This window comes from Williamsia sp. Leaf354, assembly GCF_001424365.1.
Lineage (GTDB): Bacteria > Actinomycetota > Actinomycetes > Mycobacteriales > Mycobacteriaceae > Williamsia_A.
Window position 1 is genome coordinate 261,414 of sequence record NZ_LMPL01000001.1, and the last position, 24,712, is coordinate 286,125.

27 protein-coding genes are annotated in these 24,712 nt (G+C 67.8%); 11 read left to right on the plus strand and 16 right to left on the minus strand.

Features of this window, described 5'->3' with window-relative positions; all coding sequences use genetic code 11:
• Window positions 1–81 precede the first annotated feature (81 nt).
• From ASG12_RS01130 to ASG12_RS01145, 4 genes are all read right to left on the minus strand, one after another.
• A complete protein-coding gene (locus ASG12_RS01130) occupies window positions 82–696 on the minus strand; it encodes a response regulator transcription factor (RefSeq protein WP_055784283.1) in 615 nt (204 codons plus the stop codon).
• A complete protein-coding gene (locus tag ASG12_RS01135) occupies window positions 693–1,751 on the minus strand; it encodes a sensor histidine kinase (protein ID WP_055787363.1) in 1,059 nt (352 codons plus the stop codon). Before ASG12_RS01135 ends, ASG12_RS01130 begins: the two co-directional genes overlap by 4 nt.
• A 134-nt stretch (window positions 1,752–1,885) precedes the next feature.
• Window positions 1,886–2,689 carry an ABC transporter permease gene (locus tag ASG12_RS01140; protein WP_055784285.1) on the minus strand — a complete coding sequence of 268 codons (804 nt, stop codon included), beginning with the start codon at window positions 2,687–2,689 and terminating at the stop codon, window positions 1,886–1,888.
• Window positions 2,686–3,615, minus strand: coding sequence for an ABC transporter ATP-binding protein (locus ASG12_RS01145; RefSeq protein ID WP_055784287.1), 930 nt, complete (start codon window positions 3,613–3,615; stop codon window positions 2,686–2,688). The genes ASG12_RS01140 and ASG12_RS01145 overlap by 4 nt, the downstream gene beginning before the upstream one ends.
• A gap of 100 nt (window positions 3,616–3,715) precedes the next feature.
• Here ASG12_RS01145 and ASG12_RS01150 point away from each other — a divergent pair, with 100 nt between their 5' ends.
• A complete protein-coding gene (locus ASG12_RS01150) occupies window positions 3,716–4,741 on the plus strand; it encodes an alpha/beta hydrolase (RefSeq protein WP_055784289.1) in 1,026 nt (341 codons plus the stop codon).
• Here the strand turns inward: ASG12_RS01150 and ASG12_RS01155 are convergent.
• Together ASG12_RS01155 and ASG12_RS01160 are read right to left on the minus strand one after the other, a co-directional pair.
• Window positions 4,725–5,213, minus strand: a complete 489-nt coding sequence (locus tag ASG12_RS01155; protein WP_055784291.1) for a hypothetical protein — start codon at window positions 5,211–5,213, stop codon at window positions 4,725–4,727. The genes ASG12_RS01150 and ASG12_RS01155 overlap by 17 nt on opposite strands.
• Window positions 5,214–5,254: 41 nt before the next feature.
• On the minus strand, window positions 5,255–5,803 hold the full coding sequence (locus tag ASG12_RS01160) for a hypothetical protein (RefSeq protein ID WP_156377873.1): 549 nt from the start codon (window positions 5,801–5,803) through the stop codon (window positions 5,255–5,257).
• 171 nt (window positions 5,804–5,974) lie between these two features.
• Between ASG12_RS01160 and ASG12_RS01165 the strand changes: the two genes are divergently transcribed.
• Together ASG12_RS01165 and ASG12_RS01170 are read left to right on the plus strand one after the other, a co-directional pair.
• Complete coding sequence (locus tag ASG12_RS01165; protein ID WP_055784295.1) at window positions 5,975–7,150, plus strand: sensor histidine kinase; 1,176 nt, start codon at window positions 5,975–5,977, stop codon at window positions 7,148–7,150.
• Window positions 7,147–7,827 carry a response regulator gene (locus tag ASG12_RS01170; protein WP_082501549.1) on the plus strand — a complete coding sequence of 227 codons (681 nt, stop codon included), beginning with the start codon at window positions 7,147–7,149 and terminating at the stop codon, window positions 7,825–7,827. Before ASG12_RS01165 ends, ASG12_RS01170 begins: the two co-directional genes overlap by 4 nt.
• Window positions 7,828–7,842: 15 nt before the next feature.
• On the opposite strand, the gene ASG12_RS01175 is transcribed toward ASG12_RS01170, so the two are convergent.
• Complete coding sequence (locus ASG12_RS01175) at window positions 7,843–8,421, minus strand: TerD family protein (RefSeq protein WP_055784298.1); 579 nt, start codon at window positions 8,419–8,421, stop codon at window positions 7,843–7,845.
• Window positions 8,422–8,569: 148 nt separating this feature from the next.
• On the opposite strand from ASG12_RS01175, the gene ASG12_RS01180 reads away from it, so the two are divergent.
• The gene (locus ASG12_RS01180; RefSeq protein WP_055784300.1) at window positions 8,570–9,943 is read left to right on the plus strand and encodes an HNH endonuclease; all 1,374 of its coding nucleotides are present in this window, start codon (window positions 8,570–8,572) and stop codon (window positions 9,941–9,943) included.
• Window positions 9,944–9,970: 27 nt separating this feature from the next.
• On the opposite strand, the gene ASG12_RS01185 is transcribed toward ASG12_RS01180, so the two are convergent.
• The 3 genes from ASG12_RS01185 to ASG12_RS01195 all read right to left on the minus strand — a co-directional run bounded on the left by ASG12_RS01185 (window position 9,971) and on the right by ASG12_RS01195 (window position 12,766).
• A complete protein-coding gene (locus tag ASG12_RS01185; RefSeq protein ID WP_156377874.1) occupies window positions 9,971–10,918 on the minus strand; it encodes a hypothetical protein in 948 nt (315 codons plus the stop codon).
• A gap of 80 nt (window positions 10,919–10,998) precedes the next feature.
• Window positions 10,999–11,877 carry a haloalkane dehalogenase gene (locus ASG12_RS01190; RefSeq protein WP_055784303.1) on the minus strand — a complete coding sequence of 293 codons (879 nt, stop codon included), beginning with the start codon at window positions 11,875–11,877 and terminating at the stop codon, window positions 10,999–11,001.
• Window positions 11,878–11,884: 7 nt separating this feature from the next.
• Window positions 11,885–12,766: a LysR family transcriptional regulator gene (locus ASG12_RS01195; RefSeq protein ID WP_235455735.1), complete on the minus strand. Its 882-nt coding sequence runs from the start codon at window positions 12,764–12,766 to the stop codon at window positions 11,885–11,887.
• 88 nt (window positions 12,767–12,854) lie between these two features.
• Here ASG12_RS01195 and ASG12_RS01200 point away from each other — a divergent pair, with 88 nt between their 5' ends.
• Genes ASG12_RS01200 through ASG12_RS01210 form a run of 3 tightly spaced genes read left to right on the plus strand, consistent with a single transcriptional unit; the run spans window position 12,855 to window position 16,293 of the window.
• Window positions 12,855–14,102, plus strand: coding sequence for an MFS transporter (locus ASG12_RS01200; RefSeq protein WP_055787368.1), 1,248 nt, complete (start codon window positions 12,855–12,857; stop codon window positions 14,100–14,102).
• A gap of 13 nt (window positions 14,103–14,115) precedes the next feature.
• Window positions 14,116–14,943 (plus strand): SDR family NAD(P)-dependent oxidoreductase, encoded by an 828-nt coding sequence (locus ASG12_RS01205; protein ID WP_055784307.1) that lies wholly within the window; start codon window positions 14,116–14,118, stop codon window positions 14,941–14,943.
• Between the two features lie 3 nt (window positions 14,944–14,946).
• Window positions 14,947–16,293 (plus strand): hypothetical protein, encoded by a 1,347-nt coding sequence (locus tag ASG12_RS01210; RefSeq protein ID WP_055784309.1) that lies wholly within the window; start codon window positions 14,947–14,949, stop codon window positions 16,291–16,293.
• A 12-nt stretch (window positions 16,294–16,305) separates the two neighbouring features.
• Here the strand turns inward: ASG12_RS01210 and ASG12_RS01215 are convergent, their stop codons facing one another.
• The 4 genes from ASG12_RS01215 to exaC all read right to left on the minus strand — a co-directional run bounded on the left by ASG12_RS01215 (window position 16,306) and on the right by exaC (window position 19,729).
• Window positions 16,306–17,196 carry an SDR family oxidoreductase gene (locus ASG12_RS01215; protein WP_045820929.1) on the minus strand — a complete coding sequence of 297 codons (891 nt, stop codon included), beginning with the start codon at window positions 17,194–17,196 and terminating at the stop codon, window positions 16,306–16,308.
• Window positions 17,197–17,246: 50 nt separating this feature from the next.
• On the minus strand, window positions 17,247–17,633 hold the full coding sequence (locus tag ASG12_RS01220) for a DUF779 domain-containing protein (RefSeq protein ID WP_055784311.1): 387 nt from the start codon (window positions 17,631–17,633) through the stop codon (window positions 17,247–17,249).
• 119 nt (window positions 17,634–17,752) lie between these two features.
• A complete protein-coding gene (locus ASG12_RS01225) occupies window positions 17,753–18,169 on the minus strand; it encodes a DUF779 domain-containing protein (RefSeq protein ID WP_045820927.1) in 417 nt (138 codons plus the stop codon).
• A gap of 36 nt (window positions 18,170–18,205) precedes the next feature.
• Window positions 18,206–19,729, minus strand: coding sequence for an acetaldehyde dehydrogenase ExaC (gene exaC / locus ASG12_RS01230; RefSeq protein WP_045820926.1), 1,524 nt, complete (start codon window positions 19,727–19,729; stop codon window positions 18,206–18,208).
• Between the two features lie 150 nt (window positions 19,730–19,879).
• On the opposite strand from exaC, the gene ASG12_RS01235 reads away from it, so the two are divergent.
• Entirely contained in the window at window positions 19,880–20,347 is a 468-nt protein-coding gene (locus tag ASG12_RS01235; protein WP_055784313.1) for an SRPBCC family protein, read from the plus strand.
• Here the strand turns inward: ASG12_RS01235 and ASG12_RS01240 are convergent, their stop codons facing one another.
• On the minus strand, window positions 20,348–20,872 hold the full coding sequence (locus ASG12_RS01240) for a GNAT family N-acetyltransferase (protein ID WP_235455738.1): 525 nt from the start codon (window positions 20,870–20,872) through the stop codon (window positions 20,348–20,350). It abuts the gene before it with no gap.
• Window positions 20,873–21,048: 176 nt separating this feature from the next.
• Here ASG12_RS01240 and ASG12_RS01245 point away from each other — a divergent pair, with 176 nt between their 5' ends.
• Both ASG12_RS01245 and katG read left to right on the plus strand, forming a co-directional pair.
• Window positions 21,049–21,459: a Fur family transcriptional regulator gene (locus ASG12_RS01245; RefSeq protein WP_055787374.1), complete on the plus strand. Its 411-nt coding sequence runs from the start codon at window positions 21,049–21,051 to the stop codon at window positions 21,457–21,459.
• 91 nt (window positions 21,460–21,550) lie between these two features.
• Window positions 21,551–23,764, plus strand: coding sequence for a catalase/peroxidase HPI (katG, locus tag ASG12_RS01250; RefSeq protein WP_055784315.1), 2,214 nt, complete (start codon window positions 21,551–21,553; stop codon window positions 23,762–23,764).
• Window positions 23,765–23,828: 64 nt separating this feature from the next.
• On the opposite strand, the gene ASG12_RS01255 is transcribed toward katG, so the two are convergent.
• Window positions 23,829–24,197, minus strand: coding sequence for a VOC family protein (locus ASG12_RS01255; protein ID WP_055784317.1), 369 nt, complete (start codon window positions 24,195–24,197; stop codon window positions 23,829–23,831).
• A gap of 62 nt (window positions 24,198–24,259) precedes the next feature.
• Between ASG12_RS01255 and ASG12_RS01260 the strand changes: the two genes are divergently transcribed.
• Window positions 24,260–24,712, plus strand: coding sequence for a MarR family winged helix-turn-helix transcriptional regulator (locus tag ASG12_RS01260; protein ID WP_055784318.1), 453 nt, complete (start codon window positions 24,260–24,262; stop codon window positions 24,710–24,712).

A 24,712-nucleotide genomic window follows, 5' to 3' on the forward strand; every position in this document is an offset into this window, starting at 1 on the left:
TTTTACCCCGCTCAGTTTCGGAAAGCGTAGCCCGACGAACCAGGCACGGAACCGCGAACCGCGATGTGGGAGAACAGCGGCCTACAACCAGCCGCGACGACGGGCGGTGACTGCGGCCTCGGCCCGTGTGGATGCACCGGTCTTGCCGATGGCGCTCGACAGATAGTTGCGCACCGTTCCCGGCGTGAGATGCACCTGACCGGCGATGGCAGCGACGGTTGCCCCCTCGAGAGCTGCCCGCAACACATCACGTTCACGTTCGGTGAGCGGGCTGTCACCGTCGGTGAGGCTCTCGGTGGCCAGCGTCGGGTCGATCACGCGCAGACCGGCGTGCACGCGCCGTACCGCGTCGGCCAGTTCACCTGCGGGCGTGTCCTTCACGACGAAGCCCGAGGCACCTGCCTCGATCGCGCGTCGTAGGTACCCGGGGCGACCGAACGTCGTGACGATCAACGAACGGGTCTGTGGGAGTTCGGCCTTGACCCGTGCCGCGGCCTCGATACCGTCGGCGCCGGGCATCTCGATGTCGAGCAGGCACACGTCGGCGGCGGCGGCCCGCGCGGCGTCGACCACCTCGTCTCCCCGGCCCACCTGCGCCACCACGGTGATGTCTTTCTCGAGGTCGAGAAGCGCCGCGAGGGCGCCCCGTACCAGCGCCTGGTCATCGGCGAGGAGAAGTCGGATCGGTGCGCTCACGCGAGGATCACCTCCACCGCGGTACCCCTGGGTGTCGCACGCACGTGCAGGTCGCCGCCGGCGGCCTCGACCCGTTCGGTGAGTCCTCGCAACCCGTTGCCGAAGGCGTGTTCGGGGATGCCGCACCCGTCGTCGATCACCTCGAGGCGGTCGTCGGCGACCGTGACGGTGCACCGGGCCGCTCCGCTGTGGCGCACCACGTTCGTCACCGATTCCCGCAGTACCCAGGCGAACAGCGCCGAGCGCGAGGGGGCCAGATCGGTGAGGGCCTGCGGTAGGTCGGCGACGATGTCGGCCGCGGTCAACGCGGTGCGCGCGGAGGCAAGTTCGGTGCGCAGATCGGGTGTCCGCAGTCCGCCGACGGTCGCCCGCACCTCGGCGAGCGCCTGCCGCGACATCGAGTGCAGCTCGGCCAGTTCGGCTTTCGCCCGCTCGGGGTCGATGTCGACGAGGCGCCCGGCGAGCTCGGACTTCAGGGTCATCACCGTCAGTGAGTGCCCCAGGATGTCGTGGACATCGCGCGCGACACGTTCGCGTTCGGCGACCACGGCGAGTTGCTCGTCGAGCTCGCGTTGTCGTGCCTCGGCGGCATCGCGTTCCCGTTCGCGCAGTTGCAGATTGCGGGCGGCGATCATCGCGCCACCCGAGACGAAGAGCGCGATGACGGTTCCCGGGTCGAAGTCCCAACCGGGGATGAACTCCGGTCCGAGGACGGCCAGGCCTATCACGATGCCGGTGACCACGAAACCCGTGCGTTGCGACAAGCCGAACACCGTGATGGCGATGAGGAACGGTCCGAAAGCCAGGCTGCCGTTGGCGAGGATGGGCGTGGTCGCCACCGCGATCGCGGTCAGAGCGACGAAGTATCGCAGCGCCACAGCCGGGTCGGGGTTGTCGTGGCGCATGGGGATGACGTGCGCACACGACGCCACGTAGACGACCGCGAACGCGACGATCAACGCCATCCCGACTGCTGTGCGGGTCGGACTCTCGTCGGCGGCGAACAACGCGGTGACCGGATAGGTCAGGAAGATGAGCCAGATGGCGGGGAACACCCACCTGAGGTCCTTCCGGCCACGGCTGCGGACCCACCCCGGAAACCCACCGCGCCGGTGTGGCGCGGTGGGTTCGGTGGTCGCTGACTCGGGAGACGCGGTGCTCACGGGGTCGACTCTAAGCGCGAGCGACGTCATTGACGATCGGTGCTGCGGTTGTAGAACCAGACGGCCGCGGCGGTGAAGATCGACGCCCACACCACGATGTTCAGCAGGCTGATCCAGAGCGCGATGTGATCGCCGTAGACGGTGTCGCCGCCGGTCATCGGGTAGTTGGCCAGCGTGTTGATGCCGAACATCGGGGTGAACATGGAGAAGGTCAGCATCGCGCCCTTGAGCGGCACGAACAGGTTGCCCGCGAAGGCCAGCAGCGTGAGGACACCACCGCTGACCTGCATCGCGGCCTCCGACTTGAGGGCGCTGCCCATCGCCATGCCGAAGGCGGCGAACACCGAGGCGCCGATCCAGCCGAGCAGCACCGACCCGATCCAGATGGCCACCGGCGCGCGGGCACCCGTGAACACACCGACGATCGACAGCAGGATCAGCGGCAGGGCCGCCATGGTGAGGGCGACGAGGGCCTTGGTCACGACGTACCCCAACGACGTCAACGGCGTGAGTCGGAGGGTTCGGGTCCATCCGGCCTGCTGTTCGAGGGCGACCGACGCGGCGTTGGTGGTGGTCGCGAGGATCGCGCCGTAGACCGCCATGTGCACCATCACGTACGCGGCGGTGTTGGCGTGGCCGATCCTGTCGTCGCCGCCGTACTTCTGGGTCGCGCCGAACACGACGTAGAGCAGTGTCGGCATGGCGAGGGTGAAGATCATCGCGCGACGGTTGCGGAGTACGCGCTGCACGTCGAGGCGGACATAGGTGGGTGAGAAGCCGCGCAGCGGGCCGCCGGCGGTGGAGGGCGCAGTGGGGGTGAGGGTGCTCATCTGATCGTCTCCGGTGTGTTCTGTGTGGTGGGGGCGGTGAGGGCGACGAACGCGTCCTCGAGGTCGTGGGCGACGATCTCGAGGTCATGGGCGTCGGTGGCGGTGAACAGGAATCGTGCGACGGCATCGGAATCGCTGGTGGACAGGTGGAGTCGGCCGCCGCGGACCTCACTCGAGGTCACGCTCGGCGCGTTGTCGGTGATCCAGCCGATGCGGGTGGGATCGACGACGGCGGAGACCACACGGCCCGAGGACTGCGCGCGGATGGCCGCTGTCGATCCGTCGGCGACGACCTTGCCGCCGGCGATCATCACGATGCGGTCGGCGAAGTCGTCGGCCTCCTCGAGGTAGTGCGTGGCGAACAGGACCGTGCGTCCCTGTCCGGCGTCGGCGCGCATCGTCGCCCAGAACGCGCGTCGGGACTCGACGTCCATCCCGGCGGTGGGCTCGTCGAGCACGATGAGGTCCGGATCGGGCAGCAATGCGAGGGCGAACTTCAGGCGCTGCTGCTCGCCGCCGGAGCACTTCGACACCTTGCGGCCGGCGATGTCGGTGATCGACGCCCGGTCCATCACGTCGTCGACATCACGGACGCCGAAGGTCGAGGCGACGATGCGGACCGTCTCGGCGACGGTGAAGTCGGGCAGCAGCCCGCCGGTCTGGGTCACCGCGGCGATACGCCCCGATGCGGTCGCGGCGTCGGGCGTGGTGCCGAACAACTCGACGGTGCCCGAATCGGGTCGGGTGAGTCCGAGGATCATGTCGAGAGTCGTGGTCTTGCCCGCGCCGTTGGGGCCCAGGAAGGCGACGACCTCGCCTTGGCGGATGGACAGGTCGACGCCGTCGACAGCACGCACGGTCTGCGACCGTGGTCCCCGGAACGACTTCGTCAGTCCTTCGGTGTGGAGAGCGAGTGGGATGTTCATGCCGATGACGATGCCGTCGCCGGGGGCCTCGCACCGGGATCGGATGTCACGGATCTCGAATGACAGATGTCATCTCGATAGTCGGGGTTATGGTCGGTTGATGGTCGCGTCCAACGACATCGGTGATCCCGCGCAGCCCTGGCACACGCCCCGAGGCTCGCGGCGGTCCCGGTCACTCAATTCCTCGATGCAGCGCACGCTGCCCGCCCTGGTCTCGGGCTTCGGACTCCGCTCGGCCGACGCGGTCAACTCCCCGACGCCGACCATGATCCGGCGGGCGCGGCCGGTGGTGAACCGCACCATCGTGGCGTTGAGTCCGGTCCCCCGCGGGACCACGATCAGCCCGGTGCACGAGCGGCGCGGCGTACGCGGCGAATGGGTCCACGGACGCGGTGTGGGGCCGAGCGCCACGATCATCTACTACCTGCACGGCAGTGGGTTCGTGGTGTGTTCTCCGCGTACCCATCGTGGTCTGGTGTCACGGTTGTCGACACTCACCGGTATGCCGGCCTTCAGTCTCGACTACCGCCTCGGGCCCGAGTACCGGTTCCCCACCGCCGGTGACGATGCGATCGCCGGATACCGATGGCTGCTCGACCGCGGGTACTCGCCGAACCAGATCGTGATCGCGGGCGATTCCGCCGGGGGCCACATGGCGCTGGACCTGTTGGCGTACAACCACGCTCAGGGGCTCGGCCAGCCGCGGGCGATGGTGTTGTTCTCCCCGTTGTCGGATCCGACCTTCGAGCTGTCGCTGGCCCGGCAGCGCGGCGGTCACCGCGACCCGCTGATCGATGCGCGGTTGGGCGCCAACGTGATCCGCATGTATCTCGGCGATGTGGCCGCGGATGATCCTCGACTGCACATCGACCTCTCGGCCGACATGGATCTGCCCGCGACCCTCATCCAGGCCGGCTCGCTGGAGGTGATGGCCGACGACGCACGAGACATCCACCGGCGCATCACCGACGCCGGTGGTTCCTGCGAACTGCAGATCTGGCCCGATCAGACCCACGTGTTCCAGATGTTCCCGCTGTTCGGACCAGAGGCCGCTCGCGCGTTGCGCGCGGCGGCCTCCTTCGTCTCCGATCAGTTCGATCGCTCCCGCGTCACCGATTCGCGCTGACCTTGCGGGCATCGGTGACGGCCAGGGGCAGACCTGCTCGCCGTGCGCGGGCCGTCACCACGAGGTTCTGTACCAGCAGCACCGACCCGAGGTAGAACAGCAGCGTCGATCCGCTGACGTCGGCCGACGCGAGCAGGTCGATCCCGACATGGGCGGCGATGCCTGCCAGCCACAGTCCCGCGGTGAGTGCGGTGCCGCGGCTATAGGCGGTGTCGGTGGCGGTATCCCGGTAGGTCCGCACCGTGAAACCGCGGACCACTGCGATGGCCAGGCCGACGACGGTCGACGCGCCGAGTACGACGAGATCGAGAGCGCCGACCCCGGTGCCGTCGAGGGACTTCGCGGCAACGACGGCACCGATCACGGTGAGGATGACCGCGGTCTTGGGTGAACCGCCCACCGGTGTCGGGCGCATCTGGCGGTAGAGGATGAGGCCGATCACGGCGACGGCGATGACGATGTTGGCGAGCATGGCAGGACCTCTCTTCGATGGTCGGCGGGTGTGGGGTGTGGTCAGCGGGCGAGCGCGAGGTCCGCGGTGGGCGAGGTGCGGAACTCGCTGCGGAGGCGGGCGGCCCGCGACGAGAGTGCGATCACGCGGCCCACGACCATCACCAGTGCCCAGATCACGAAGAACGGGGCGATCGCGTCGGACGTGAGATGCAGCGACATCATGTGCTCACCCACCCAGGTCCGGAAGGACGCGTTGTCGGAGACGGCCCACACGAATCCGATCCGCGCGGCCATGGCGACCAACCACACCGAGACGAAGGCGGTCGTGCAGCGGGTCATGATCTTCCCGGTGGAGCGGTCGGCCCACATGGCCGTGGCGAAGTAGGCCAGGAGCCCGAACACCGCTCCGATACCCGCCCCGACGAGATACAGGACGATCGAGTGGTGATCGGTCGGCGCGTCCTTGAGGTAGGCGTAGCCGAAGCCGGCCACCGCGAGAACGGGCATCGCGATCTTGTGCAGGCCGAAATGACGTGTGCCGTACTGCGTCGCCATCATGAGGGCGAAGATTCCGCCGCTGATCTCGACTGCCTGGCTGAGGTCCGACATGGTGTTCTCCTTCGTGGGTGACGATCCGTGGCGACCGGTGTGTCGCTCGAGACAACTCTGCTGCGCCACAACGGAAAGCGGATCGACCCGACAGTGGAGTGCGGGGTGGACATATGTCTCCACCCGTGGGTGGAGGACGGCCACGCACGGTCGGTGGCATCGTGGTCACCTATGCGCGTTCCGAACCTGTCCCGACTGGCACCGCCGGTACCGGCCGACGGCTTCGCGGGAACGGGGATCACCGACGCGACGGTGTCGCGACTGTTCCCGTTGATCAACGTCGCCGTGGTCGTGTGGGCCTGGCTCACGGTCTCGCCGCTCGGTTTCTCCGGCAGCGGTCTCTACGGCGTGATCCTGATGGTCCTGGGCACGCTGGGGATGTCGATGCGGCTGCTCGATCCCGCCTTGCTGCCGCGGCCGATCGGCTTTCTCGCCACCCTGGCCGCCGGTGTCGTCGCCGGACTGCTCTTCGCGTTCGACCCCACCAGCGCGGCCACCGCGTTCGCCCCGATCATCGCGGGCACGGCAGGGTTCCGCTTCGCCACCGTGCCGGCGATCGTCATCGCCACGGTCACCTCTGCCACCGCGTTCATCGCCACGACCGTCCGCTTCGACGGCACGGCGTACTGGCCGCTGCTCGTCGGGTTGGCCGTGCTCATCGGGATGACGCGCCGCGACCGCAGCGAGGCCATGCGTCTGGCGCGCGAGAAGGTCGAACAGACCGACCGGGCGATCGCCTCGGAGAGCCGGGCGCAGGTGCTGGCCGAGCGCGCCCGAGTCGCACGCGAGATCCACGACGTCCTCGCGCACTCCCTGTCCGGGGTGAACATGCAGCTCAATCTCGCCGACGCGCTGCTCGAGGACGGTCGCGCCGACGATGGACGACAGGCGGTGAAGACGGCCCAGGGCATGGTCGCCGACGGACTCGTCGAGGCGCGACGTGCGGTGTACGCGCTACGCGAGGAGTCGCGTGATCTCGTCACCGCGATCCGCGCGATGGTGACCGGCGATGGCGAGACGCTGTCGACGGCCGGCGATGCGTGGGAGCCGGCACCCGAGGTCGCCGCGCACCTCACCCGGATCGTCGGCGAGGCACTCACCAACGCCCGCCGTCACGCGGCCGGGGCACCCATCACCGTGGCCCTGGAGTTCACGACCGACGCGCTTCGTGTGAGTGTGGTCAACGACAGAGGCACGCACGCAGAGCGATTCACCGGAGGGTCGGGCATGGGACTGGTCGGTATGCGGGAACGAGCCGCCGAGATCGGTGGGACGCTCACCGCCGGACCCGGTACCGTCGCCGATCCGGACGCCGGCTGGACGGTCACGATCGAGGTGCACCGGTGACCGCCGCCGATTCCCCGCAGCCGATTCGTGTGGTCATCGCCGATGATCAGGCCACCATCCGCGACGCACTCGCCGCGATGCTCGACCTCGTGGCCGATCTGTCGATCGTGGGGACCGCGGCCGACGGTGCCGCGCTCGTCGACCTCGTGGCGGAACATCAGCCCGATGTGGTGCTCACCGATCTCCGCATGCCCGGGATGGACGGCGCCGAGGCCACCCGCATCATCGGCGAATCGTCTCCCGACCTTCCCGTCGTGGTGCTCACCACCTTCGACGACGACGAGTCGATCTTCCGCGCACTCGACGCCGGCGCCCGCGGCTACCTCACCAAGGATGCGAACCGCCACGAGATCGCCGCCGCCATCCGCGCAGCCGCCGCCGGACAGTCCGTCCTCGATCGCACTGTGCAGCAACGGCTTCTGGCCGGTGCCGTCCGATCCGCCGGTCCGTCTGCGGCGACCACGTCACCGTCCGAACTCGACGCACTCACCGCCCGCGAGCGAGAAGTCCTCGTGCACATGGCCGATGGATCCAGCAACCGCGAGATCGCCAAGGCGCTGTTCGTCAGCGAGTCCACCGTGAAGACCCACATCAACAACGTCTTCGCGAAGTTGGCGCTCCGAGACCGCGGCCAGGCCATCGCCTTCGCGCATCGTCACGGGCTCGTCTCAGGCTGACCCGGCCGAACGCGATCAGTCGACGTCGACGCCGAAGTCGCGTGCGATGCCGGCGAGGCCGCTCGCGTAGCCCTGGCCCACCGCGCGGAACTTCCATTCGGAATTGCGTCGATACAGCTCACCGAAGACCATCGCGGTCTCGGTGGAGGCATCCTCGCTGAGGTCGTAGCGCGCGAGCTCCACGCCGTCGTCGATGTTGACGACGCGGATGAAGGCATTGACCACCTGACCGAAGGTCTGTCGTCGGTTGTCTGCATCGTGGATGGTGACCGCGAAGATCATCGACTCGACACGGGGATCGAGGGCCTTCAGGTCAACATTGACCGATTCGTCGTCACCGTCGCCCTCGCCGGTGAGGTTGTCGCCGGTGTGCACGATCGCCCCGTCGGGTGAGGTGAGGTTGTTGTAGAAGACGAAGTAGCTGTCGGACAACACCTTCCGGTCGGACCCGACGGCGAGCACGCTGGCGTCGAGATCGAAGTCGGCCCCGGTGGTGGCGCGTACGTCCCATCCCAATCCGACACTCACCGCACGGAGGTCAGGCGCCTGCTTGCTCAGCGAGACGTTTCCACCCTTGGCCAACGACACCGACATCTGTTACCTCCTCCGACCGGTGAGCGCGCCCTCGCTGCGCTCGTCCACAGGGTATCGATCGCGCTCCGCGGAGCGCGCTCAGCAACGATTGTCGGTGGGTCCCGATACCCTTGCCGGAGTCGATAACTGCAGGTCATCCGGGGGAAACATGACGGTCACAGCCATCGCGTCGAAGCAATCCGATCTGTTCGACCAGTCCAGTCCGGGCGGATTGTCGGACGCTGCGCTCACCGAACGGGTCGTGGGCTATGCGGGGCAGATCGCGTCGTTGACGGCGCGTTTTCTCGACCTGCTCGTCGAGTTCGATAAGCGCGGGGTGTGGAGTGGTGAGGGCGTCCGGTCGTGTGCGCACTGGCTGTCGTGGCGCACCGGGTTGTCGCTACGCGCAGCGCAGGAACATCTCCGCATCGCCCACGCCCTCCACGAGCTGCCACAGATGCACGCCGCGTTCGCCCAGGGCCGGTTGTCGTATTCGAAAGTGCGCGCCCTGACCCGCGTCGCCACGACCGACCGCGAGGAAGAACTGGTGAATGTCGCGTTGTCGGCGACAGCGGCGCAGGTCGAACGGATCGTGCGGTCGGTCAGCCACATCGACCGGCGCGAGAACGAAGCCGACACCGGTCGGGTCGAGTCGAGTGCGCGGTGGCAGTGGAACGACGACGGCACGCTCGCGGTCACGATGCGGCTCTCGCCGCTCGATGGTGCCCGGTTCCTCGCCGGGGTGGTGCGCAGCGAATATGAAAGCACCCGCACCGCCGGCGACCCCGATCTACCGCTCCCCGAGACCGCTCCGAACGCTCCGCGGAGCGCAGCAGGCTCGGCGGACCTGTGGCGTCACGTGCCGTCGAACATCGCCGACGCGGTCGTCGCGATGGCCGACACCATGGCGACGGTGACCGCGATGCCCACCTACGCACCCGGCGCGGAGATCGTCATCCACACCGACGCCGACGACGCGGGAGCCGAACCGCATCTGGATTCCGGTCCGGCCATATCGGAGACCGATGTTGATGAGGCGTCATGCGGTGGTTCGCGGCGCACCGTCACACACCGCCGCGGACGCAAGGATGTCGTGTTGCGGTGGGGCCGGAAACGACGGCTCCCCACGCACACCCTGCTGCGGCTGGTCTCTGACCGTGATCGTGGATGCCGCCATCCCGCGTGTGGCCGCACACGTCATCTGCACGCCCATCATGTGCGGTTCTGGCGTGACGGCGGCAGCACCGACCCCGACAACCTGATCATGCTGTGTTCCACCCACCACCGGGCACTACACAACGGCGAGTTCACCATCCGCGCGGTCGGCGATCAGCAGTTCACGTTCCACACGCCCAGCGGCACCGCCATCGACACCGCACCAACAATCACCGCACCCGACAGTTGGCGACCTGACTCGATGATCGCCGCCGACGCGATCGAACCGGTCGGCGGCGGAGCACTCGACCTCGGCTACACCCTCGAAGTCCTCTACGCCGCCTGGGAATGGCGCACCGGGCAACACACCACACCCATCGCCGCCTGACCGCGCTCCGCGGAGCGCGGTCAAGCGCTACTTCCGGCAGGTCTCGTACTCGGCTCGTATGCGTCGCTCCAGTGCGACGGACGCAGCCTCGAAATCGGTGCGCGGGTCAGCGGCGCGGTCGGTCCGCGTCTCGTCGCATGTACCGACGGACGCCGAACCGCTCGCGTCTCTCTCCCAGGTGTCGACGGCAGGCGACACCCTCCAGTGGAGGCGCAACGGGCGGTTTCTGCCGGCACCGAGAGAGTGGATGACCGCGCTCACCGTCGCGTGGGCGTTCGTCTCGGTACCGGCATCGATCCAGAGTTCTGCGATGCCTCCGTCGTCGACCGTGACGGCGGCAACCGGGGTACCGAGTGTGTCGATGCGCGCAGCCGCATCGTGGATGTGCCTGTCCGACACGGGGGTGTTGACGAGCCACCGCAGCTGCGAGCCAGGCTCTCGTGGCATCACGTCGATCTCTCCACGCGCCGAGCCGAATGCCGCAGACATCACGGTCGCAGCGTGGACAGGATCAGCAGCATCTGTGATGTCGATCGATGGACCGCCTTCGCGATGGGACACCGTGATCCAGCCGGCTGCCACTCCAGTCTGCGCCACCCGCGCCGTCGCGAGGTCTGCGGCAGCGCCCTCAGGGGTGAACCGGCCTCCGGACTCGATGACGACGTTGTCTCCGATGCCGATGGTGACCGGTGTGCCGTAGTCGTCGAACTCGTTGCCCATCTCGGCGTTCATCCGACGAACCATCGCCACGACCTGCCGGTCGTCGGCGCCGGGCATCATGACCTTGATGTCGACGGTGTACCCGCTGTCGAAACCGTTCGTGTAGTAGACGTCTGCGCTTTCCACGCCGGGAATCGATCCCAGCGTTGTTTCCAGCTGCGCGGCCTCCGCACTCCGATCCGGCGCACCGCATCCCACGGTTGTCATCGCGATCACCACCATGCCCAGCAACCACGAAGCTGTTCGGATTCTCATCGGTCCACCGTCACACCGCCGCGGTCCAGGAAACAGCGTGGAACTACCTAAGAGCGGCCCTGCGGCGAAGTCTCGTGCGGTCAGGAACCACCCATCCACGAGATGATCTCTGCGGCGATGGTCTCGCCGCGATCCTCCTGGAGGAAGTGGGCGGCGCCGGTGATGGTGACCTGTTCTCCCGCCGTGGGGATGAGGTCGGTGAACACCTGGCCCGACCGCGGGTGCGGGAACACGGGATCGCTGTCGGAGAACGCCACCAGCACCGGCTTCTGCCACCGGCTGAGGTCGTCCGACACCCGCGTGAGGACGTCGGCGCCGACCGAGTCGGCATCGACGGGCACGATCAGCGGGAACTGTGCGGCGCCGGCTTTCGACTCGACGGTCGGGAACGGCGCGTCGTAGGCGGCGATCACCTCGGGCGGCACGTCGGTGGCGGTCGCGCCACCGATGATGGTGCCCACCGGGAGGTCCGGGGTGCGCTCGGCGAAGTCGCGCCACGCGAGGAACCCCTTGCTGACCCTGCCGGTGAACAGGCCGGTGTTCATGATGACCAGTCGCGCGACACGTTCGGGGTGCTCGGTCGCCCAGCGGAGCCCGATGGGCCCGCCCCAGTCCTGCACGACGACGGTCGCGTTGTCGACACCGAGTTCATCGAGCACGTGATCGGCGACCGCGGAATGCCGGTTGTAGGTGTACCAGTCGCGGTCGGTCGGTTTGTCGGAACGTCCGAAACCGATGTGGTCGTAGGCGATCACGCGGTGCCCGGCATCGAACAGTGGGCCGATCATCTTCCGGTAGAGGTAGCTCCACGTCGGTTCGCCGTGGAAGAGCACGATCGGATCGCCCGCGCCCTCGTCGACGTAGTGGACACGCATTCCCTCCCACTCCACATACCGGGGCTCGTGGTCCCAGCCGGGAAGATTTTCGAAACGATTGTCAGGGGTGCGGAAGACGTCCATCCGTCGATCATGAACCGGTGGCGCACCGTTCGACGACGAAGTCACGAAACCGTGCGGCCGGCAGCGGCAGGGCGCGGTCACGCTGCCAGATCAGCCCGATCTCGCGAGTGGTCTGCGACCCCGACAGCGGGATGAGCGACACGGTCGCCGGGGTCTGCGCGTCGTCCTCGATGGGCAACACGGCGACGCCGAGGCCGGCTCCGACGAGACCGGCCATGGTGCCCAGCTCGCTGGATTCGAAGGTGATGTCGGGTCGGAAGTCATTGGCGGCACAGAGCTCATCGAGGATGCGCCGCATACCGAACCCTGGGGCCATCGCGATGAACGGCTCGGAGGCGACCTCATCGAACGCGACCTCCGATCGGGTGGCGAAGCGATGATCGCGCGGTACGGCGAGTCCGAGGCGCTGCTGCATGAGCGGCGCCCAGGCGACATCGGTACTGCGCGGGCGCGGGGAGACGACGGCCAGATCGGCCTCGCCGGACAGAACACGGCCGACGACCGTCTCGGCGGCGTCCTGGCTCAAGGTGAACGACACATGGGCGTCGCGCCGGAACGCCCCGATCCATTCGGGCACCAACCGAACACCGAACGAGTGCAGGAACGACAGGTGGATGGTGCCCTCCACGGGATCGAGCATGTCGGCGATCTGATGCCGCGCGGCCTCCATCTCGGCCCGGGCCCGACGGCAGTGCGTGAGGTAGACGCGGCCGCGGTCGTTCAGGGCGAGTCGCTTGCCACGTCGGTCGAACAGGGTCGCCCCGACCTCGCGTTCGAGTCGCGCCAGCGCACGCGACAACGTCGGCTGCGACACGTGGAGCCGCTGCGCGGCGACGCTCACGTTCTCGATCTCCGCGAGATCCACGAACCACTCGAAATCCGACTGCACCCTGACCAGGCTATATGCCAATAGTGCATGACAAACCTCGAAACGATTCATTTCCTTTCCGAACAGTCGGGTGGAAATGTTGAGCCACATGAGTTCAGCAGTGCGCACGCCCAGCCCAGCTGTGACGGACCTCGACGGCCATCCAGCCGGATCGAGGGAGTTCCGCAAGGCGACGCTGGCGCTGTTCGCGGCCGGTATGGCCGCGTTCATGGCGATGTACCACGTGCAGGCGATGCTGCCGGTCTTCTCCGACCACTTCGGGGTCTCGCCGACCACCTCGGCACTGACCGTGTCGCTCACCACCGGTCTCCTTGCACTGACGATCATCCCCGCGAGTGTGCTGTCCGAGCGCTACGGACGCGTGCGCGTGATGGTGATCTCGGCGGTCGCGGCTTCGGTGCTGGGACTGGTGTTGCCGTGGTCACCGAACATCGAGGTGCTGCTCGCCGGACGCGCTCTCGTCGGTGTGCTGTGTGCCGGTGTCCCCGCCGTCGCGATGGCCTATCTGGCCGAGGAGATCGACGGCCCGTCACTCGGAAAAGCCATGGGCTACTACGTCTCCGGTACCACGATCGGTGGCCTCACCGGGCGCCTCGTGCCGGGGTTGGCCGCCGATGTCGTCGACTGGCGGTGGGCGCTCGAGATCGCCTGCCTGGTGTCGCTCGGCTTCGCGATCGTGTTCATCCGGCTGGTCCCCCCGTCGCGGAACTTCGTGCCGCAGCGGGTCACCGCGCGAATCGTGGTGGGCAACCTCGCCGGACATCTTCGTGATGTACCCATGCTGTGCCTGTTCGGCCTCGCGTTCGTCCTCATGGGTGGCTTCGTCACCGTCTACAACTTCCTCGCCTACCGGCTCCTGGATTCGCCGTTCTCGTTGCCGCAGAGCATCGTCAGCCTGGTGTTCGTCATGTATCTCGCCGGTACGTTCTCGTCGAGCTACGCGGGCCGCATGTCCGACCGGCACGGACGAGGTCGGGTCCTGTGGATCTCGATCGCCGTGATGGTGGCGGGACTCGTGATCACCGTCCCCGACTGGCTGCCGAGCACACTGGTGGGGATCTTCTTCTTCACCGCGGGCTTCTTCGGGGCCCACTCGGTCGCCAGCAGTTGGGTCGGAGCCCGGGCGAGCGATCATCGCGCCGAGGCCTCGTCGCTGTACCTGTTCGGGTACTACCTGGGTAGCTCGGTCGCCGGCGCGCTCGGCGGCCTGGCCTTCACCGCCGCCGGATGGGTCGGCGTCGTCGGCTACGTCGGCGTACTGATGGTCGTCGGGGTCGCGTTGGCCGGAGTCGTCCTCGCCCGCACGGCGCACGAGAACGCCCCCGTCACCGCCTGACACGATGGGCGCCATGACACCACGCGAGACGATCGTGATCACCGGCGCCAGCGATGGGATCGGGGCCGCCGCCGCGCGTGTACTCGCCCCGGACCACGACGTCGTACTCGTCGGCCGATCACCGGAGAAGACCGCGGCGGTGGCACGCGAACTGGGCGTACCCCATCACGTCGCCGACTTCGCCGAGCTGGCCCAGGTGCGCGACCTCGCGGCGACCCTGCTGGCTGAGTACCCACGGATCGACGTGCTGGCCAACAATGCGGGCGGCATCATGGGCGATCGCGAAGTGACCGTCGACGGGTTCGAGAAGACCTTCCAGGTCAACCATCTCGCACAGTTCCTGTTGACCGACCTGCTCATCGACCGTCTGGCCGAGAGCAACGCACGTGTGATCCAGTCGGCGAGTGTCGCGGCCAAGCAATGGGGTCGACTCGACCTCGACGACCTCCAGAACGCGAAGGGGTACTCGCCCGAGAGGGCCTACGGCGACGCCAAACTGGCGAACATCCTGTTCACCCGTGAGTTGCAGAGGCGATACGGCGACCGCGGGATCACCGCGGCCTCGTTCCATCCCGGGATCGTCGGCACCAACTTCGCCAGCGACACCACCCACTTCATGCGATTCGCCTACCACACCCCCGTCATCAAGAACCTCGTCACGATCTCACCGAGCAAGGGCGCCGACACGCTCGTGTGGCTGGCCACCTCGACACCCGGTTCCGACTGGGAGCCCGGTGGCTACTTCGCCAAACGCAAGCCCGCGACCTCGAGCCGCCAGAGCACGGACATGGCACTGGCCGAACGCGTCTGGGACATCAGCGCCGAACTCGTCGGCCTCTGACCGATGGTCCACCTGGATCGTCGACAGATCGCGGCGACCGCGAGCGCCGCAGTCGTCGGAGCTGTTGCGGGCGCGGTCCTCACAGCGCCCACGGCCGGTGGCGATGTATTCGGGTTCTCTGTCGATCCTCCGGGATTCCCGCTCGATTCGACACCCACGGCGATCGCGGTCGGTGGACTCGTGGCACTGGCGGTGGTGTCGGCGTCCCGACGGATTCGTGTCGCCGTCGTCGGGATGACCATCGGGGCAGTCATTCTGGTCGGCGCGGCACTCTTCGACGCTCCGGCAGTCGTGAGGACGATCGGGGCCGGCGGTGTCCTCGGCGGCATCGTCGCGATCACCCGGACCGACCCGCGCCGCTCGGCCTTCACGGGCACCGTCGCCGGCTTCGTCCTCGGGTCGTTCGTGGTGCCCGCGCTGGGAACGATCCGGCGCAGGGAGGACCCCACGCCCCGCCGTTACGCGGACTATCTTCCGTCGAGGGGATCGGTCACCGTCTTCGCCGGCGACCGGGTGCTCGTCGTCGGCGCAGCGCTCGTGGTCATCGCCGTGGTCCTCCTGGCCGTCACACTTCGACCCCGCCTGTCCGAACCGATCCGTCGACCACCCGCTCGGCCGGCCGCGATCGCGGCGATGGTGCTCGTGGCCGGCGCGCTCGTGTTCTGGTGGTTCCTGCGGTGGATCAGCTCGTCGATGACCAGCGCGACCGGCCTCCACACCTTCCTCGGTGGCTACCTCCTCGTGGCCGTGGCGATCGTCGTCGCCGTGGCGACACCGGGCCGCCGCGGCCTCGTGTGGCTCGCGGCCGTGGCGGCGGTCGCATCACACGGCGCCGACGGGGCGTCCGCGAGCGGCGCCGTGGAGGCCGCTGTGATCGCCGGACTCATCGCTCTCGGCGCCACGGTCGCGATCCTCACGAGCGGTCGTGATGATGGTCGGCGGGCACCGGCCGCCGTCTGCGCAGCGCTCATCGCGCTGACGATCCTCACGGCGTCCCAGTTCCTCGACGGCGACACGTCGTCGATGATCCCCGCGTTCGCAGGCATTTTCCTGGTGCCGGTGGTGGTCGGAGCCACGCTGGTGGCGGCAGTTCGTGGCGACGCCCGCCCGCACGGCGCCACGGTCGTCGGCGCCCTCGTCGCACTGCCACTCCTGACGCGGACCACCGGAACGAGCGCGGGATGGACCGCGTACACGCCGCTCACCGATGCCGAGGGCTTCTCCGGTTTCGGAGATCTCAGCTACGCCGCCACCACGACAACGGCGATCGTGAGTGCGGTCATCACCACGTCCGCGTGTGCAGCTGTCGCTGTCGTGCTGTTGCGCCGCTCGCCGGCGACGGCCGACTGAGAGCCTGCGCGCTCAGTGGTCGCTCTCGACCACCGCACCGCTGTCGATGTTGCGCGCGCTGGTGGAGCGGCCGAGGGCCGCGACCTCGGCGTCCATCTTCGGGATGACCGTGGGAGCCTGTGCGAGAGAAGACTTCTCGCCGATGGGCGAGGTGATCACGTTGCGCAGCCATCCGATGGCACCGACCCATCCGGGGACGAACACGCGGCGCTTGCGCTTCTCGAGTCCGGCGACGAACGCGTCGACGCACTTGTCGACGGTGGTGGTCTTGCTCAGCGGACCGGGCAGCGCGTCGAGCATCTCGGCGAACGCGGTGAGGTCCTTCTTCGCGTCCTGAACGAGCGGGGTGTCGATCCACGACATGTGCGCCGAACCGACGTCGACGCCGAGATGCTTGACCTCGAGACGCAGCGCGCTGGCGAAGTTCTCGGCACCGGCCTTGCTCGCGTTGTAGGCCGCGAGGCCGGGCGCGGGGGTGAACGCGGCGAGCGAGGACACCACGAGGATGTATCCCTTGCGTTCGATCACCGAGGGCAACGCCGCGCGTACGGTGTGGAAGACACCGGTGATGTTGATGTCGACGACTCGGCGGAACGCGATCGGATCGGTGTTCAGCACCGACCCGTAACTGGCGATGCCGGCGTTCGCGAGGACCATGTCGATCCCACCGAAGGCCTCGATGCCGGCGGCGACGGCGCGTTCCATGGCCGCCAGATCGGTGACATCGGCGACGACGGTGACCGCGGAGGATCCCAGTTCCTCGCCGATCAACCCCAGCGGTCCCTCGTCGAGATCGGTGAGGACGACCTTCGCGCCCTTCCCGACCAGCGCTCGCGCGGTCTCGCATCCGATCCCGCGAGCACCACCGGTGATGAGGACGACCTTGCCCCGCACAGACGACATCGACTTCTCCTACCCCGACCCGACATCTTCGAGTCGTGGGCGGTTCCAACCTAGCGGTCGATGCCGGGCCCGGCGAAGGGTTGCGCGACGAATCGGATGCCGTCGGGCGCCTCGAGGCTGAACCCCGACCCGCGGCCGGCGGCGACTCCGAGCACGATCTCGGCGTCGTGCCACAGGTCGTGTCGCTCGGGCGACACCCACACCTGGGTCGGGGGCAGCGGGCTGGGGAGTGCGATCTCGCCGACCACCACGTCACGAAGGCCGACGCGGAACTCGCGCACCGGGTGACACATGGGGTCCGACCCGGCACAGGTTCCGCCGGCCTCGTGGATGAGGAGCTGACCGTGGACCTCGGTGAGGGCGGTGAGCACCTCGACGGCGGCGCCGGTCGCCAGCACGAGGTCGTGCGAGACAACGGGCAGGTCATCGACGGTCATCGCTACATCGTGAGCCGCCGGACCGTGCCGCGCGACCCCGGGACGCAGACCGCCCCGGTCGTCTTGGTCACAGACGAACCGGGGCGGCGGTGCAGGTCACGTGGGTGAACCCGCTTCACTCAGGTCGCGAACTCGGCTCCCCGCCGCGGCGGGCATGCGTCGAGCCAGGTGTTCTCGGCCTCGTTGAAGACCCGCGAGCGAGCCAGGAACCGCACTCCCTCGGGTGCCTCGAGGCTGAACCCGGCGCCTCGGCCGGGCACCACGTCGAGGATCAGCTGGGTGTGCTTCCACACCTCGTACTGATCGCCCTGGATCCAGACCCGCACGGCGGGAATGGGTTCGGCGAGGTCGATCTCGCCGAGCAGCACATCGCGCTGCCCGACGCGGAACTCGTTGGCCGGGTAGCACATCGGGGCCGAGCCGTCGCAGCATCCACCGGACTGGTGGATCATGAGGCCGCCGTGGAGCTCCGACAACTTGGTCAGGAGCTCCACGGCGGAGTCAGTGGCGACGACCCTGTCGGTAGCAGCAGTCATCACGGTCTCTTTCGTAGTGCAGGTGGCGCGAGCGGATCAGAAGAAGCCCTTCGCTCCCTGGGCGTAGCCGACGAGCAGGTTCTTCGTCTGCTGGTAGTGCTCGAGCATCATCAGGTGGTTCTCGCGCCCGATGCCCGACGCCTTGTAGCCGCCGAAGGCCGCGTGTGCCGGGTAGTCGTGGTAGGTGTTCGTCCACACACGACCGGCCTGGATCTCGCGACCCGCGCGGTAGGCGGTGGCACCATCACGCGACCAGACGCCCGCGCCGAGCCCGTAGAGGGTGTCGTTGGCGATCGACATGGCCTCGGCGTAGTCGGAGAACGTCGCGACCGAGAGCACGGGGCCGAAGATCTCCTCCTGGAAGATGCGCATCTTGTTGTTGCCCGCGAACACCGTCGGCTTCACGTAGTAACCGCCGGCGAGATCGCCGTCGAGCTTGAGCGGCTCACCGCCGGTGAGCACCTTCGCGCCCTCTTCCTGACCGATGCTCAGGTACGAGACGATCTTCTCGAACTGATCGTTGGAGGCCTGGGCACCCATCATGGTGTCGGTGTCGAGCGGGTTGCCCTGCTTGATCTTCTCGACGCGGGTGACGGCGAGATCGATGAACTCGTCGTAGATCGACTCCTGGATGAGCGCGCGGCTCGGGCAGGTGCACACCTCGCCCTGGTTCAGCGCGAACATCGTGAAGCCCTCCAGCGCGCGATCGCGGAACCCGTCGTCGGAGGCCATCACGTCGGCGAAGAAGATGTTCGGGCTCTTGCCGCCGAGCTCGAGGGTCACCGGGATGATGTTCTCCGAGGCGTACTGCATGATCAGGCGGCCGGTCGTGGTCTCACCGGTGAACGCGATCTTGCGGATGCGGTTGCTCGACGCGAGCGGCTTGCCCGCCTCCACGCCGAAGCCGTTGACGATGTTGACGACACCGTCGGGGAGCAGGTCGCCGATGATCGACATGAGGAACAGGATCGACGCGGGGGTCTGCTCGGCCGGCTTGAGCACGACGGCATTGCCCGCGGCGAGTGCCGGGGCGAGCTTCCAGACCGCCATGAGGATCGGGAAGTTCCACGGGATGATCTGGCCGACGACGCCGAGCGGCTCGTGGAAGTGGTAGGCGACGGTGTCCTCGTCGACCTGTGACAGCGAACCCTCCTGCGCGCGAAGCGCTCCCGCGAAGTAGCGGAAGTGGTCGACGGCGAGCGGGATGTCGGCGGCGAGCGTCTCGCGGACGGCCTTGCCGTTGTCCCACGACTCGGCGACGGCGATCTTCTCGAGGTTCGCCTCGATGCGGTCGGCGATCTTCAGCAGCACCAGCGAGCGCTCGGCGACCGAGGTCTTGCCCCACGCGGGAGCGGCGGCGTGGGCGGCGTCGAGGGCGAGGTCGATGTCCTCGGCGGTCGAGCGGGCGACCTCACAGAACGTCTTGCCGTTCACCGGCGACGGGTTCTCGAAGTACTGACCCTTCACCGGCGGCGTCCACTTGCCACCGATCCAGTTGTCGTAGCGCGACTCGAAGTTCATCACCGCGCCGTCGGTTCCGGGGTTGGCGAACACTGCCATGTCTGGACCTCCCTGTCCTGACCCGCGCATCCTGGGACGACAGCTGTCGTCATCACTGCACGGGGTACTTGTGATGTGCACCACAAACGCTACGCCGAGCGACGTTGCAAGCCCGTTGCATCGTGGGAGCGGATGCGTAGCGTGAGGGACATGACGAACTCCACCGTGACCTCTGTCGACATCGGCCCGAAGATCGTCGCCCGCCAGGTGCAGGTCAACGCGCCGGCGTCGCAGATCTTCGACCTGGTCGCCGACCCGCACCGCCACCACGAGCTCGATGGGTCGGGCACCGTGCGCGACACCGCCGTGAAGGGCCCCGACCGCCTGACCACCGGCGCGAAGTTCAGCGTCGGGATGAAGCAGTTCGGCTTCCCCTACAAGATCACCTCGAAGGCGACCGAGATCGTTCCCGACAAGGTCGTCGAGTGGCAGCACCCGATGGGCCACAAGTGGCGCTGGGAACTCGACGAGAAGACACCCGGTGTCACCACGGTGACCGAGTCGTTCAACTACGGCACCGCCAAGCTCCCCGCCGCGCTCACGCTGACCGGCTACGACAAGAAAAACGGCGACGGCATCACCGAGACCCTCAAGCGGCTCGCCGCGCGCTTCGCCTGATCACTGCTCACCGGCAGCTCGGCCTGCAGGTTTGCGCAGGGTGACCGCGCCCGTGATGTGACCGGTCGGGACCGTCGTGTCGACCATCTCGTAGCCGGCTCGGCGGTAGAGGTCCAGGTTGCGGACGCTCTTCGCCCCGGTGAACAGCTCGAAGGCGGCGGTGGTCTGAGGGGCGATTCGTTCGACCTGTGCGAGCAACCGACGGCCGAGGCCCTGACCGGCCATGTCCGGCGCCACCATGAGGCGTCCGATCTCCCACGTGTCACCGACGAGACGCCCACGCACGGCACCGATCATGCGTGACCCGTCCCGAACGGTCAGCACGGTCCAGTCACCGATCCAGGCGACGACGTCGGCGAGTGTCTCGTGTAGTGGCGGGATGTCGAGGGTGTCGTTCGCGATCGCCTCGGCCACCCAGCAACACCGCTGCAGCACAAGCAGTTCCGGGGCGTCGGCCGTGGTCGCCACAGACGTGAGCGCCTCCGGCGGGGCGACCCGCTTCACCTCGTCGCCATCGGTTGTCACAGCTCGTCACCCCCTTCCACGGTGATCTGCTGATTGTGTCGACCGGTCGCCGATTAGCCAACGAGATTTGTCAGGCCCTACCCGTCGACACCAAAAGTTCATCGCCCACACTCTTGACTCATTCCAGAAAAGTCGCGCATAGTGGTGGCGTGCACCCGGCGATCGATCACACGGAGATGTTGCGCGCAGCGTCGCTGCGCGTGACGCGTCCGCGCGTGGCGGTCCTCGACGCGGTGGCAGCCCATCCTCACGCCGACACCGACACCGTCTTCACCTCGGTGCGGACCGTTCTGCCCGAGGTGTCGCGCCAGGCGGTTTACGACGTCCTCGGTGCCCTCACGCGCGCCGGACTGGTACGCCGCATCGAGCCCGCCGGCTCGGTCGCCCGGTACGAGTCACGCGTCGGCGACAACCACCACCACGTCGTGTGCCGCTCGTGCGGCGCCATCGCCGACGTCGACTGCGCCGTGGGCGAGGCGCCGTGTCTCACCGCATCGACCAGCAACGGCTTCGAGATCGATGAAGCCGAGGTCATCTACTGGGGCCACTGCCCGCAGTGCACCATCGAACGCCGGGCGCGAACCTGATACCTCATCGCGAGCCCGTCTGCTCTACAGCCAGTTGTCAATCACCGGAAGGAATCTCGTGACCGAAGCCCACGAAACCCGCGAAAAAGAGATGAACGAGGAGCAGCCCGCCGACCACGCGTCGGGCGGATGCCCGGTGGTGCACGGCAACGCCGCGCCGGTGGAGGGTGGCAACACCAACCGCGGCTGGTGGCCCAACGCCCTCAACCTCGGCATCCTGCAGAAGAACCCGGCCGTCGCCAACCCGCTGGGTGAGGACTTCGACTACGCGGAGGCGTTCAGCGGCCTCGATCTCGCCGCGGTGAAGTCCGACATCACCGAGGTCCTCACCGATTCGAAGGACTGGTGGCCCGCCGACTGGGGCAACTACGGCCCGTTCTTCATCCGCATGGCCTGGCACTCGGCCGGCACCTATCGCGTGCACGACGGTCGCGGCGGCGCGGGCGCCGGCATGCAGCGCTTCGCCCCGCTCAACAGCTGGCCCGACAACGCCAGCCTCGACAAGGCGCGTCGTCTGCTATGGCCCGTGAAGCAGAAGTACGGCAAGAGCCTGTCGTGGGCCGACCTGATCGTGCTCACCGGCAACGTCGCGCTGGAGTCGATGGGCCTGAAGACCTTCGGCTTCGCCGGTGGTCGTGAGGATCGCTGGGAGCCCGAGGAGGACGTCTACTGGGGTCCCGAGCAGACCTGGCTGGGCGATGAGCGCTACACCGGTGACCGCGAGCTCGAGACGCCGCTGGGCGCCGTGCAGATGGGCCTCATCTACGTCAATCCCGAAGGCCCCAACGGCAACCCGGATCCGCAGCTGTCGGCCAACGACATCCGCGAGACCTTCGGCCGCATGGCCATGAACGACCGTGAGACCGCCGCGCTGGTCGTCGGTGGCCACACCTTCGGCAAGGTGCACGGCGCGGGCGATCCCGAGAAGTACATCGGACCCGAGCCCGAGGGTGCGCCCCTGGAGCAGATGGGTCTGGGCTGGAAGAACAGCTTCGGTACCGGCAACGCCGAGTACACGATCACCAGCGGCATCGAGGGTGCCTGGACGGCGACCCCGACCCAGTGGGACAACTCCTACCTCGAGACGCTCTACGGCTACGAGTGGGAGGTCCACAAGGGCCCCGGTGGCGCCAATCAGTGGCGTCCGAAGGACGGCGCCGCCACCGATCTCGTCCCCGACGCCCACGTCGAGGGCAAGAAGAACCCGCCCATGATGCTCACCAGCGACATGGCGATGCGCGTCGATCCGATCTACGAGGAGATCACGCGCGGCTGGCTCGCCGACCCCTCGTCGCTGGCCGACGAGTTCGGGCGCGCCTGGTTCAAGCTGCTCCACCGCGACATGGGACCCGTCGTCCGGTACCTCGGACCCGAGGTGCCCACCGAGGAACTGCTGTGGCAGGACCCGATCCCCGCGGTCACCGGTGAGCTCATCGGCGGCGAGGACATCGCGGCACTCAAGGCGAAGATCCTCGAGTCGGGTCTCACCATCTCGCAGCTGATCAAGACCTCGTGGGCGGCGGCGTCGTCGTTCCGCGGCAGCGACAAGCGCGGTGGCGCCAACGGCGGTCGCATCCGCCTGCAGCCGCAGGCCGGGTGGGAGGTCAACGAGCCCGACGAGCTGGCCCAGGTGATCCGTTCGCTCGAGTCGATCCAGGAGTCGTTCAACGGCGCCGGTGGCGCGCAGGTCTCGTTCGCCGACCTCGTGGTGCTCGGCGGCGCGGCCGCCCTGGAGAAGGCCGCGAGCAACGGCGGTGTCGAGATCACCGTGCCGTTCACCCCGGGTCGTACCGACGCCACGCAGGAGCAGACCGACGTCGAGTCGTTCTCCTACCTCGAGCCGAAGGTCGACGGGTTCCGCAACTTCCTCGGCAAGGGCGATCGCCTTCCCGCGGAGTTCGCACTGGTCGATCGGGCCAACCTGCTGACGTTGAGCGCGCCGGAGCTGACCGTGCTCGTCGGCGGTCTGCGCGTGCTGGGCGCCAACCACGGCGGCTCGAAGCTGGGCGTGTTCACCGACAAGTCGGAGACGCTGTCGAACGACTTCTTCGTCAACCTCCTCGACATGGAGACCGTGTGGGAGCCCGTCGGTGACGAGCAGGGCACCTACGTCGGCAAGGACCGCTCCAGCGGTGCGGAGAAGTACACCGGCAGCCGCAACGACCTCGTGTTCGGGTCGAACTCGCAGCTGCGTGCGGTCGCCGAGGTCTACGCCGAGAACGACTCGACGGAGAAGTTCGTGCACGACTTCGTCGCGGCGTGGGACAAGGTCATGATGGCCGATCGCTTCGACGTGAAGGGCTGACGCTCTCAGCTCCACACACCACGACACCCCGTCGACCCTCACCGGTCGGCGGGGTGTCGTCGTGTCAGGCCTTCTCGTGCAGCGTCACGTGATAGCCGTCGGGATCGGCGAAGGTGACGGTGCGGCCGAACGGGCCGTCGAAGGGGGCGGTGACGATCGGGTGGCCGTCGGCGTCGAGGGCGTCGTGGATGGCCTGGACATCGGTGGCGTGCATCCACAGCGCCATCCCGATGCCGGGCTGAGGCACCGACTCCAGATCGGTGCCCGCGACGACCTCGCGCAGCGCGAAGGCGATCGGTGTCGTGGTGAACACCACCGCGTGCGGAGGGCCGGCCGGCGAGCGGACCAGACCGAGGTACTTCTCGTAGAACGCCTGCGACGCAGCGAGATCGCGGGCCTGCAGGGAGATGAAGTCGGGGCCGGTGACGGGCATGGGGTTCTCCTTCGATGTGTGTCAGGTGCCTGACACACATCAAGCTATGTCAGAATACTGACATGAGTCAAGAGGGCATCGATCTCGAGACGTCGATGGGGTATCTGCTCAAGGAGGCGTCGAGTGCGCTGCGCACGGCGATGGAGTCCGCGCTCCGCCCACTGGGGCTGACGGTCACGCAGTACTCGTGTCTCGAACTCCTCGCCCAGAGGCCCGGACTGTCGACGGCCGCGCTGGCGCGGGGCACGTTCGTCACGCGGCAGTCGATGAACGTGCTGGTGCAGGCGCTCGAGCGAGACGGGTTCGTGCGACGCCCCGATCAGGCGCCCGTCGGCAAGGTGTTGCCGACCGAGCTCACCGCCCGGGGCCGTCGGAGCCTCGAGAAGGCGACCGTCGCCGTCCGGTCGGTCGAGACCGCCATGCTCGACGGCGTCGCCGACCGCGACCAGGCCACCGCATTCGGCGTGCTGCGCCGCGTCGTCACCAACCTGGGTGACGTGCCCGTCGTCGACTGA

Coding starts and splice junctions, on each gene's coding strand:
- ASG12_RS01205 (WP_055784307.1), top strand. CDS start 14,116: ATGACACCACGCGAGACGATCGTGATCACCGGCGCCAGCGATGGGATC.
- ASG12_RS01165 (WP_055784295.1), top strand. CDS start 5,975: ATGCGCGTTCCGAACCTGTCCCGACTGGCACCGCCGGTACCGGCCGAC.
- ASG12_RS01245 (WP_055787374.1), top strand. CDS start 21,049: ATGTTGCGCGCAGCGTCGCTGCGCGTGACGCGTCCGCGCGTGGCGGTC.
- ASG12_RS01140 (WP_055784285.1), bottom strand. CDS start 2,689: ATGAGCACCCTCACCCCCACTGCGCCCTCCACCGCCGGCGGCCCGCTG.
- ASG12_RS01260 (WP_055784318.1), top strand. CDS start 24,260: ATGAGTCAAGAGGGCATCGATCTCGAGACGTCGATGGGGTATCTGCTC.
- ASG12_RS01235 (WP_055784313.1), top strand. CDS start 19,880: ATGACGAACTCCACCGTGACCTCTGTCGACATCGGCCCGAAGATCGTC.
- ASG12_RS01215 (WP_045820929.1), bottom strand. CDS start 17,196: ATGTCGTCTGTGCGGGGCAAGGTCGTCCTCATCACCGGTGGTGCTCGC.
- ASG12_RS01145 (WP_055784287.1), bottom strand. CDS start 3,615: ATGAACATCCCACTCGCTCTCCACACCGAAGGACTGACGAAGTCGTTC.
- ASG12_RS01155 (WP_055784291.1), bottom strand. CDS start 5,213: ATGCTCGCCAACATCGTCATCGCCGTCGCCGTGATCGGCCTCATCCTC.
- ASG12_RS01210 (WP_055784309.1), top strand. CDS start 14,947: ATGGTCCACCTGGATCGTCGACAGATCGCGGCGACCGCGAGCGCCGCA.
- ASG12_RS01180 (WP_055784300.1), top strand. CDS start 8,570: ATGACGGTCACAGCCATCGCGTCGAAGCAATCCGATCTGTTCGACCAG.
- ASG12_RS01150 (WP_055784289.1), top strand. CDS start 3,716: ATGGTCGCGTCCAACGACATCGGTGATCCCGCGCAGCCCTGGCACACG.
- ASG12_RS01200 (WP_055787368.1), top strand. CDS start 12,855: ATGAGTTCAGCAGTGCGCACGCCCAGCCCAGCTGTGACGGACCTCGAC.
- ASG12_RS01220 (WP_055784311.1), bottom strand. CDS start 17,633: ATGACCGTCGATGACCTGCCCGTTGTCTCGCACGACCTCGTGCTGGCG.
- katG (WP_055784315.1), top strand. CDS start 21,551: ATGAACGAGGAGCAGCCCGCCGACCACGCGTCGGGCGGATGCCCGGTG.
- ASG12_RS01190 (WP_055784303.1), bottom strand. CDS start 11,877: ATGGACGTCTTCCGCACCCCTGACAATCGTTTCGAAAATCTTCCCGGC.
- ASG12_RS01225 (WP_045820927.1), bottom strand. CDS start 18,169: ATGACTGCTGCTACCGACAGGGTCGTCGCCACTGACTCCGCCGTGGAG.
- ASG12_RS01175 (WP_055784298.1), bottom strand. CDS start 8,421: ATGTCGGTGTCGTTGGCCAAGGGTGGAAACGTCTCGCTGAGCAAGCAG.
- ASG12_RS01160 (WP_156377873.1), bottom strand. CDS start 5,803: ATGTCGGACCTCAGCCAGGCAGTCGAGATCAGCGGCGGAATCTTCGCC.
- ASG12_RS01255 (WP_055784317.1), bottom strand. CDS start 24,197: ATGCCCGTCACCGGCCCCGACTTCATCTCCCTGCAGGCCCGCGATCTC.
- exaC (WP_045820926.1), bottom strand. CDS start 19,729: ATGGCAGTGTTCGCCAACCCCGGAACCGACGGCGCGGTGATGAACTTC.
- ASG12_RS01185 (WP_156377874.1), bottom strand. CDS start 10,918: ATGAGAATCCGAACAGCTTCGTGGTTGCTGGGCATGGTGGTGATCGCG.